This is a genomic window from Pseudomonas sp. NPDC087817 (genome assembly GCF_044742875.1).
In the GTDB taxonomy this organism is placed as follows: domain Bacteria; phylum Pseudomonadota; class Gammaproteobacteria; order Pseudomonadales; family Pseudomonadaceae; genus Aquipseudomonas.
In genome coordinates this window covers 1-9654 of record NZ_JBIUVJ010000105.1, presented here as the reverse complement: position 1 = coordinate 9654, position 9654 = coordinate 1, and the positions used below count along the sequence as shown (strand labels likewise).

9 protein-coding genes are annotated in these 9654 nt (G+C 57.3%); 1 reads left to right on the top strand and 8 read right to left on the bottom strand.

Translation table 11 applies throughout. From position 1 onward, the window contains the following. The 5 genes from tpiA to rlmE form a co-directional block, all read right to left on the bottom strand. Nucleotides 1-682: triose-phosphate isomerase (gene tpiA / locus ACIONG_RS28890; RefSeq protein ID WP_401304309.1), on the bottom strand; the 682-nt coding region annotated here is incomplete at its 3' end. Nucleotides 683-747: 65 nt separating this feature from the next. Further along, nucleotides 748-2085 (bottom strand): phosphoglucosamine mutase, encoded by a 1338-nt coding sequence (gene glmM, locus ACIONG_RS28885; RefSeq protein ID WP_401304306.1) that lies wholly within the window; start codon nucleotides 2083-2085, stop codon nucleotides 748-750. A gap of 16 nt (nucleotides 2086-2101) precedes the next feature. Then, nucleotides 2102-2953 (bottom strand): dihydropteroate synthase, encoded by an 852-nt coding sequence (folP, locus tag ACIONG_RS28880; RefSeq protein WP_103303204.1) that lies wholly within the window; start codon nucleotides 2951-2953, stop codon nucleotides 2102-2104. 8 nt (nucleotides 2954-2961) lie between these two features. After that, on the bottom strand, nucleotides 2962-4869 hold the full coding sequence (gene ftsH, locus ACIONG_RS28875) for an ATP-dependent zinc metalloprotease FtsH (RefSeq protein ID WP_103303205.1): 1908 nt from the start codon (nucleotides 4867-4869) through the stop codon (nucleotides 2962-2964). A 201-nt stretch (nucleotides 4870-5070) separates the two neighbouring features. Then, nucleotides 5071-5700: a 23S rRNA (uridine(2552)-2'-O)-methyltransferase RlmE gene (gene rlmE, locus ACIONG_RS28870; RefSeq protein ID WP_401304312.1), complete on the bottom strand. Its 630-nt coding sequence runs from the start codon at nucleotides 5698-5700 to the stop codon at nucleotides 5071-5073. A gap of 101 nt (nucleotides 5701-5801) precedes the next feature. Between rlmE and ACIONG_RS28865 the strand changes: the two genes are divergently transcribed. Next, entirely contained in the window at nucleotides 5802-6110 is a 309-nt protein-coding gene (locus tag ACIONG_RS28865; RefSeq protein ID WP_003221534.1) for a YhbY family RNA-binding protein, read from the top strand. Between the two features lie 9 nt (nucleotides 6111-6119). Here ACIONG_RS28865 and ACIONG_RS28860 read toward each other — a convergent pair whose 3' ends face one another. The 3 genes from ACIONG_RS28860 to carB all read right to left on the bottom strand — a co-directional run. Further along, a complete protein-coding gene (locus ACIONG_RS28860) occupies nucleotides 6120-6524 on the bottom strand; it encodes an MFS transporter (protein WP_103303207.1) in 405 nt (134 codons plus the stop codon). A 28-nt stretch (nucleotides 6525-6552) separates the two neighbouring features. Continuing rightward, nucleotides 6553-7029, bottom strand: a complete 477-nt coding sequence (gene greA, locus ACIONG_RS28855; RefSeq protein WP_213028738.1) for a transcription elongation factor GreA — start codon at nucleotides 7027-7029, stop codon at nucleotides 6553-6555. 2 nt (nucleotides 7030-7031) lie between these two features. Beyond that, a partial coding sequence (carB, locus tag ACIONG_RS28850) for a carbamoyl-phosphate synthase large subunit (RefSeq protein WP_401304301.1) occupies nucleotides 7032-9654 on the bottom strand: 2623 nt, incomplete at its 5' end.

The window sequence follows — 9654 nt, the reverse complement described above, 5'->3', positions numbered from 1 at the left end:
CGATATCCGGCATGCCGAACAGGGCGACCGCACTGGCCGCCTTCACGCTGCCGCCGTATAGAAGCCGCACACCTCGTGCGACTTCAGAATTCTCTGCCGCCAACTGCTCGCGAATGGCCTTATGCACATCCTGAGCCTGTTGCGGCGTTGCAGTCAGTCCGGTACCAATTGCCCAGACCGGCTCGTAAGCTATGACTGCCTTGGCAAAAGCACCGACTCCCAACTCCTCGATGATGCTGCCCAGCTGACGCCCGACAACCTCAAGAGTTTTCCCGGCTTCACGCTGCTCAAGGGTTTCCCCTACACACAACACCGGAATCAAGCCACATGCCTGTGCCGCTGCAAACTTGCGATTCAGCATTCCGTCTCGCTCGCCCATTATCTGACGGCGTTCGGAGTGCCCGACAAGCACCAGGGAACAACCTGCATCCACCAACTGACTCGGCGCTATCTCACCAGTCAATGCACCTTGCATGGATTCCACCGCAGAATTCTGCGCACCGACCGAAATCGATTTACCTTTCAAGCCATCAATCACTTGATTGATATACAAGCAAGGCGGGAATACCGCGACATCAACACCGCTTGGCAAGGCCAGATGACGAAGGCCGTTGATCAGCTCAGCGACGCTGGCGCGGGTACCGTGCATCTTCCAGTTACCAGCTCCCATAGGGCGACGCATGCTGTACCTCGTCGGTCAAAGTGGGCGCAGATGTTACCCAACACAATCATGGCTTGCAAGCCGAATCAGGCAGAAACTTCACTTACCAGTTTTGCCAGTTCTTCGGCATAGCTGCGAACCTGAGTTTCGTCCTCACCTTCGACCATCACACGCACCAGAGGCTCTGTACCGGACTTGCGCAAAAGCACCCGTCCGCGGCCCGCCATTGCCTGAGTGACGCGCGCACTGGCTTCCTTGACAGCCGGATGCTCCAGCGGGTTTTCACCGCCACCGAAACGCACATTGACCAGCACCTGAGGGCACTTGCGCAACGCCTGACGAGTTTGTGCCAGACCTTCGTTGCGTGTCTTCAGTGCCATCAGCACTTGCAGCGCAGCGATGATCGCATCGCCGGTCGTCGTATGATTGAAGCAAACGATGTGCCCCGAGTTCTCACCACCGACCAGCCAGTTGCGCTCAAGCAATTCGGCGATCACATAACGGTCGCCAACGTTGGCGCGAATGAATGGAATCGAAAGCTCCGCGAGCGCCAGCTCCAGGCCGAGGTTACTCATCAAGGTACCGACCACACCGCCCTGCAATTTGCCGCGCTCATGCAAGTCACGAGCAATGATGAACAACAGCTCGTCACCATCAACAATCGCGCCCGTGTGATCAACCATCAGCACCCGATCACCATCACCATCAAAAGCGATACCCAGATCGGCATGCTCGGCCAGCACCGCAGCCTGCAACTGATCCATATGGGTCGAGCCGCAATTGTCGTTGATGTTCAGGCCATTGGGCTGAGCCGACAGCACGACGACTTCTGCACCCAACTCACGAAAAACGCTCGGCGCTACCTTGTAGGTCGCACCATGTGCGCAATCAATGACGATCTTGAAACCATTAAAGTTGGTCCCGGTTGGCACGCTGCTCTTGCAGAACTCGATGTAGCGACCGGAGGCGTCATTGATTCGCGACACTTTGCCGATCTTGCTCGACTCAACCACCGTCATCGGCGCATCAAGCAACTCTTCGATCATAAGCTCCAGCTCATCCGGCAACTTGGTGCCTTTGCCAGAGAAGAACTTGATACCGTTGTCGTCGTGCGGATTGTGCGACGCACTAATCACGATACCAGCCTCAGCCTGGAAGGTTCGCGACAGATAGGCGATAGCCGGCGTCGGCATCGGACCGAGCAGCATGACATCGGCACCTGCCGAGGTCAGGCCGGCTTCAAGGGCCGACTCGAACATGTACCCGGAAATGCGCGTGTCCTTGCCAACCAACACTTTGCAGGCACCCATCTTGCGAAACGCCATACCGGCGGCCCAGCCAAGCTTGAGCATAAAGTCAGGAGTGATCGGATAAACACCCACACGACCGCGAATGCCGTCAGTACCAAAGTATTTTTTGCTCATAATTGCTCCACCATTCTTATTCGGCTGATTCCACGGCCGCGATCATCCGCACCACATCCACCGTTTCCGCCACATCATGGACGCGCAATATACGCGCGCCTTTGGCAGATGCCAGCGCTGCCAGCGCCAAGCCCCCAAAAAGCCGCTCGCCGACCGGGCGATTCAGGGCATGGCCAATCATGCTTTTGCGCGAAACACCCACCAATAACGGCCGGCCCAACGCGTGCAGAGCTTCCAGATGCTTGAACAAGCTTAAATTGTGCTGCAGTGTTTTGGCGAAGCCAAACCCAGGGTCGAGAATGATCCGCTCAGCCGGGATACCCGCCAGCGCACATCGAGCCATGCGCTCGGTGAGAAACTCGCCTACTTCTCGGGTGACATTCTGATATTGCGGATTGTCCTGCATGTCACCGGGCTCACCGAGCATATGCATGAGACACACAGGCAACCCTGTGGCCGCTGCGGCGTCCAGCGCTCCATCGCGCTGCAGCGATCGCACATCATTGATCAAACCTGCACCCAGCCGCGCTGTTTCTCGCATCACGGCGGGAGTCGACGTATCGACCGAGATGATGACATCGAGCTCACGATTGATCAGCTCCACGATTGGCGCCACGCGCTCAAGCTCTTCCAGCGGAGATACCGCTCGCGCGCCGGGACGAGTGGATTCACCTCCCACATCGATCAGCGTCGCACCCGCAACAACCATGGCTTCTGCATGGCGCAGCGCTGCATCGAGCTGGCTGTATCGGCCACCATCGGAAAAGGAATCGGGAGTGACATTGAGAATGCCCATGACATGCGTCTGGGCCAAATCAAGAACCCGGTTGCCGCAAGGCAACCGGGTCAGGGACTGTACAGAAGTCATTTCAAACCTTAAACGTCAGCAGCCGGACCGCCAATCGGTTTTTCCGGACGCTCATCCTGAACAACAGGAGGCGGCGGAGTACCGGTGCCACCCGACCAATCACGCGGCTCGCGAGGCGTGCGGCCGGCCATGATGTCGTCGATCTGTTCGGCATCGATCGTTTCATACTTCATCAGGGCATCAGCCATCGCATCGAGCTTGTCACGGTTGTCCGTGAGGATCTGCTTGGCGGTGCCATAGCACTGATCAATGATGCTGCGCACTTCGGAGTCGATCAGCTTGGCCGTTTCTCCGGAGAAGCTTGCAGCCTGACCACCACCACCGCGCCCCAGGAACACTTCGCCTTCTTCTTCCGCATACATCAGTGGACCGAGTTTTTCCGACAGGCCCCACTTGGTCACCATGTTCCGTGCAATCTGACTGGCACGCATGATGTCGTTGGACGCACCGGTGGTCACGCCGTCGAAACCGAGCGTCATTTCTTCAGCGATACGGCCGCCGTACAGCGAGCAGATCTGGCTGATCAGTGCTCGCTTGGACAAGCTGTAGCGATCTTCTTCCGGCAGGAACATCGTCACACCCAGCGCACGACCGCGCGGAATGATCGATACCTTGTAGACCGGATCATGCTCAGGCACGACGCGACCAACAATAGCGTGGCCCGCCTCGTGATAAGCGGTGTTCTGCTTTTCTTTCTCGGACATGACCATCGATTTGCGCTCAGCGCCCATCATGATCTTGTCTTTGGCCAGTTCGAACTCTTTCATTTCGACAATGCGCTTGCCGGCACGAGCCGCAAACAGCGAGGCTTCGTTAACCAGGTTAGCGAGGTCAGCACCAGAGAAACCTGGAGTACCACGAGCGATAACGGCCGGAGCAACGTCGTCACCCATTGGCACTTTACGCATGTGAACCTTGAGGATCTGTTCGCGACCACGGATATCCGGCAGACCGACCACCACTTGACGATCAAAACGGCCTGGACGCAGCAGCGCAGGGTCGAGCACGTCAGGACGGTTGGTTGCAGCAATCACGATGATGCCATCGTTCATTTCGAAGCCGTCCATCTCCACCAGCAACTGGTTGAGAGTCTGCTCGCGCTCGTCATGACCGCCGCCCATGCCGGCGCCACGATGGCGACCGACGGCGTCGATTTCGTCGATGAAAATGATGCACGGCGCGTGCTTCTTCGCCTGCTCGAACATGTCACGAACACGGCTTGCGCCGACGCCGACGAACATCTCGACAAAGTCAGAACCGGAAATAGTGAAGAAAGGCACCTTGGCCTCGCCGGCAATAGCCTTGGCCAGCAAGGTTTTACCGGTACCCGGAGGACCGACCATCAACACGCCGCGAGGAATGCGACCGCCAAGACGCTGGAACTTGCCCGGATCACGGAGGAACTCGACGAGCTCGCCGACTTCTTCCTTGGCTTCGTCGCAACCTGCAACGTCAGCCAGGGTAGTTTTCACCTGATCCTCGGAAAGCAGGCGCGCCTTGCTCTTGCCAAAACTCATCGGCCCGCCCTTGCCGCCGGCACCACCCTGCATCTGGCGCATGAAGAACATGAACACCGCGATGATCACCAGGATCGGGAAGCTGGCCACCAGCAGTTGGGTCCAGATGCTTTGCTGCTCAGGCTGCTTGCCTTCAACCACAACGTGGTTGTCGACCAGGTCACCGATCAAGCCATTGTCCTGAATTGCCGGACGAATGGTCTTGAAGCTGTCGCCGTCGTTGCGCTTGCCGGTAATCACATAGCCATCAACCGCGACGCGCTCGACCTTGCCATCCTTGACCTGCTGGATGAAGTCGGAATAGTTGAGGGTCTGCGGCTCGTTAGGGCTGGAGAAGTTGTTCATCACCGTCACAAGGACAGCCGCGATGATCAACCACAGGATCAGATTCTTTGCCATATCGTTCAATTAACTACCCTCTGAAGCAAGCTCCGCTACTGGCGCGCGCTTCGCATGATATTCACCGGCCTAACTTACTACATTACCTACAACTCTGGCAGGCGCCGTCTGTAACCCTTTGTGAAACACTTTCCACAATATTCGCTTATGCACGCGGGGCGAAATACGAAAAACCTATCACCCTGCACAAAAAACCAGGTTTTACTCACTACGACCCCGGTAGCCCCATGCCAGCATGTATTGCTCACGGGAACTTCCACGAGACGAATCCGGCTTGATCATCTGAATCTTTTCAAATTTCTTGCGAGCGTCCTTCAGGTAAACATCGAACCCTTCACCCTGAAAGATCTTGATCACAAAATTACCACCCGGCTTGAGTATCCGCTCCGCCAGATCGAGAGCCAACTCGCAAAGGAACATGGCTTTCGGCATGTCCACTTCAGGCGTACCACTCATATTGGGGGCCATATCGGAAATCACAAGGTCCACCTGCGAATTACCGACGGCTTCCAGAATTTGCGCGAGCACGGCGTCCTCGGTGAAGTCACCCTGGATAAATGTCACATCAGGGATGCTGTCCATTTCCAGGATGTCCGAAGCGATCAAACGCCCCTGACCGCCGATCAGACGGCTAGTCACCTGCGACCAGCCACCGGGCGCTGCGCCCAGGTCCACCACGTTCATGCCCGGACGGATCAGTTTGTATTTCTCCTGGATCTCCAGAAGCTTGTAACTCGCACGCGAGCGGTAGCCATCCTTCTGCGCTTGCTTCACATAAGGATCGTTGACATGTCTTTTCAGCCAACCACGGCTTGTCTTGGAACGCGCCAGTGGGCACCTCGAGGATTAGGGTCGTGAGTAATTGGGCGGATCCACGAACCCTCGGGTAAAATGGCCGCCATTTTACAGAATCCAGACGAAAGGGTCAGATTATGCCGCTCACTCCAGAGCAGAAAAAACAGTACAAATCCATTGGCCACCACCTGAAACCGGTTTTGACGGTGGCGGACAACGGTTTGACTGAAGGCGTGTTAGCCGAACTTGAACGCGCTTTGGCGGATCACGAGCTGATCAAAATCAAGCTCAACATCCTCGACCGCGAGTCGCGCCTGGCGCACATTGCAGAACTGTGCAAGGTCGGCAAAGCGGATCTGGTACAGGTCATCGGCAAGATGGCACTGGTTTACCGCAAGAACTTCAGCGTCAACAAGCAGCTGTCGAACGTTCATCGCTTCAAGTGATGACCAGGGTCAAGGGTGTGCTTCGCGCACCCTGCCACTCCATCCCGGAACCGGCTGCAAAACCAGCACCAGCCCGGAAAAGCCCAATACAAGATAGCTGAACACCTGCCAGCGCTGCGCATCCGGCCAGCCGACACGTACTGCGACAAACATCGCACACGCATACAACGCCATCAACAGCACCTGCCCGCGAAAATCTCGCCATAGACTGACAAGGCCCTCGGTCTGTACCAGCACCAAAGCCTGAAAAATCACGCATGCGGCGGAAAAACCCACCACCAGCACTTCAAATGCACTGGCGACTTCATCGATCAACAGCGGCGCCAGGCCAATCTTGCCCAACGCCGGCTGCAAACCGAAATGAATCAACCAGAGACCGCCGACCCACAACATCTGGGACAGCTGCCAAAGCATGGCGCCCGCATGCAGCGGGCGCCCGGTTTCAGATATGACGGACTTCGACAATCTCATACTCGATAACGCCACCCGGCGTTTTCACGGCGACCACATCGCCCTCTTCCTTGCCAATCAAGGCACGGGCCAAAGGCGAGCCGACCGAAATCTTGCCGAGTTTGAAGTCAGCCTCATCCTCACCCACGATGTGGTAAGTGACGCTTTCATCAGTCTCGACGTTGGCGATTTCGACGGTGGTGCCGAAGATCACCTTGCCGGTATGAGGAATAGTCGTGACATCAATGATGACCTGGTTCTGAATCCGGCCTTCGATATCACGAATCCGCGCCTCGACCATGCCTTGCTGTTCGCGGGCAGCATGGTATTCGGCGTTTTCCTTCAGGTCACCCAACTCGCGGGCCGTACCGATGTCCTGGCTGAGCTTCGGACGCACGACCTTGGTCAGGTGGGTATGTTCTTCTTCCAGGGCGCGAGCGCCCTGAACAGTCATTGGGTACTTAACTATGCTCATGCCTTCAATCCTGCGTGTAGATCCTGCAAGCGGCGCACGGTCTTTTCCGGACCGAACTTAAGCGCTTCACAGATAGCTTCGCCCGCAGCAATGGTGGTGGTGCAGTAAATCTTGTGCTGCAAGGCATTACGACGAATGGAGTACGAATCAGCGATCGACTGACGACCTTCAGTGGTGTTGATGATCAGGGTGACTTCGTCATTCTTGATCATGTCGACCACGTGCGGACGCCCCTCGGTCACCTTGTTCACACGGCGCACTTTCAGGCCAGCGGCTTCAATCAGCTTGGCTGTACCGGCAGTGGCAACCACTTCGAAACCCAAGTTGATCAGATCACGGGCCACGCCTGCAACCAGCGGCTTGTCATCGTCACGCACACTGATGAACGCAGTACCGCCGGTCGGCAATACTTCGCTGGCGCCCATCTGAGCCTTGGCGAATGCTTCACCGAAAGTATCGCCGACGCCCATCACTTCACCGGTCGACTTCATCTCTGGGCCGAGGATCGGGTCAACGCCAGGGAATTTGGCGAATGGGAATACCGCCTCTTTCACGCTGTAGAAGTTCGGGATGATTTCTTTGGTAAAGCCGATTTCTTTCAGGGTTTTACCGGCCATCACGCGGGCAGCGATCATTGCCAGGGAAACACCGATGCACTTGGAGACGAACGGTACAGTACGGGAAGCGCGCGGGTTGACTTCGATGACGTAGATGTCTTCGCCTTGCAGCGCCAGTTGCACGTTCATCAGGCCGACAACGCCCAGCTCCAGGGCCATTTTCTTGACCTGTTCGCGCATCTCGTCCTGGATGTGCGCCGGCAGCGAGTACGGCGGCAGCGAGCAAGCGGAGTCACCGGAGTGAACACCAGCCTGTTCGATGTGCTGCATGATCGCGCCGATTACAACTTCTTTACCGTCGCTGACCGCATCCACGTCCATCTCGATGGCGCAGTTGAGGAAGTGGTCGAGCAGCACCGGGCTGTCGTTGGACACTTGCACCGCGTCACGCAGGTAGCGCTTGAGTTCTTCTTCCTTATAGACGATTTCCATCGCGCGACCGCCCAGTACGTAAGACGGGCGCACCACCAGCGGATAACCGATCTTCGCGGCAGCACGGACAGCTTCGTCTTCGCTGCGCACGGTAGCGTTTGGCGGCTGACGCAGGTTCAGACGCTCAACCATTTGCTGGAAGCGCTCACGATCTTCAGCGCGGTCGATGGCGTCAGGGCTGGTGCCGATGATTGGCACGCCGGCAGCTTCCAGAGCACGAGCCAGTTTCAGCGGAGTCTGGCCGCCGTACTGGACAATCACGCCTTTCGGCTTCTCGACGCGGCAGATTTCCAGCACATCTTCCAGGGTTACCGGCTCGAAGTAGAGTCGGTCGGAAGTATCGTAATCGGTGGAAACGGTTTCCGGGTTGCAGTTGACCATGATGGTTTCGTAGCCGTCTTCGCGCAGGGCGAGGGCAGCGTGAACGCAGCAGTAGTCGAATTCGATGCCCTGGCCGATACGGTTTGGACCGCCACCCAGAATCATGATTTTGTCGCGACCCGACGGCGCGGCTTCACACTCTTCCTCGTACGTCGAGTAGAGGTAAGCGGTGTCAGTGGCGAACTCGGCGGCGCAGGTGTCAACGCGCTTATAGACCGGGAACACTTCCAGCTTTTGACGGTGCGTGCGCAGGTTTTTCTCGGTGACGCCCAGCAGCTTGGCCAGACGCTGATCGGAGAAGCCTTTGCGCTTGAGCTTGAACATCAGGTCGCGGTCGATAGAGGACAGACCGAGGGTCTTGACCTTCTCTTCGTCCTTGATCAGATCTTCGATCTGCACCAGGAACCACGGATCGATCATGTTCATGGCGAAGATTTCTTCGACCGTCATGCCCGCGCGGAAAGCGTCCGCCACGTACCAGATACGCTCGGCGCCCGGCACGGTCAGTTCACGCTTGAGCACGCTCATGCTTTCCGGGTTGCTCAGATCGAGCTTCTCGTCCAGACCACAGACGCCAACTTCCAGACCGCGCAGAGCTTTCTGCAGGGATTCCTGGAAGGTACGGCCGATGGCCATGACTTCACCGACCGACTTCATCTGAGTGGTCAAGCGCGCGTCAGCGTTGGCGAATTTTTCGAAGGCAAAGCGTGGCAGCTTGGTCACGACGTAGTCGATGGACGGTTCGAAAGACGCCGGGGTCTTGCCGCCGGTGATGTCGTTCGACAATTCGTCGAGGGTGTAGCCCACAGCCAGTTTGGCGGCGACTTTGGCGATCGGGAAACCGGTGGCTTTCGAAGCCAGGGCCGAGGAGCGCGACACACGCGGGTTCATCTCGATCACGACCATGCGGCCGGTGTCCGGGCAGATACCGAACTGCACGTTGGAACCACCGGTCTCGACACCGATCTCGCGCAGTACCGCCAGGGAGGCGTTACGCAGGATCTGGTATTCCTTGTCGGTCAGGGTCTGAGCCGGCGCAACAGTGATCGAGTCACCGGTGTGCACGCCCATCGGGTCGAAGTTTTCGATCGAGCAGACGATGATGCAGGTGTGCTTTTTGTCGCGGGCGACTGCCCGTTCGTCTTGTTTCCAGCCGATCAGGGAGTCGGCGGGCGGGTGCTGGTTGGTC

What these genes read in the sequence shown, in the direction of transcription:
- glmM (WP_401304306.1), bottom strand. Translation starts at nt 2,085, where the DNA reads ATGAGCAAAAAATACTTTGGTACTGACGGCATTCGCGGTCGTGTGGGT.
- ftsH (WP_103303205.1), bottom strand. Translation starts at nt 4,869, where the DNA reads ATGGCAAAGAATCTGATCCTGTGGTTGATCATCGCGGCTGTCCTTGTG.
- folP (WP_103303204.1), bottom strand. Translation starts at nt 2,953, where the DNA reads ATGACTTCTGTACAGTCCCTGACCCGGTTGCCTTGCGGCAACCGGGTT.
- ACIONG_RS28865 (WP_003221534.1), top strand. Translation starts at nt 5,802, where the DNA reads ATGCCGCTCACTCCAGAGCAGAAAAAACAGTACAAATCCATTGGCCAC.
- ACIONG_RS28860 (WP_103303207.1), bottom strand. Translation starts at nt 6,524, where the DNA reads ATGCTTTGGCAGCTGTCCCAGATGTTGTGGGTCGGCGGTCTCTGGTTG.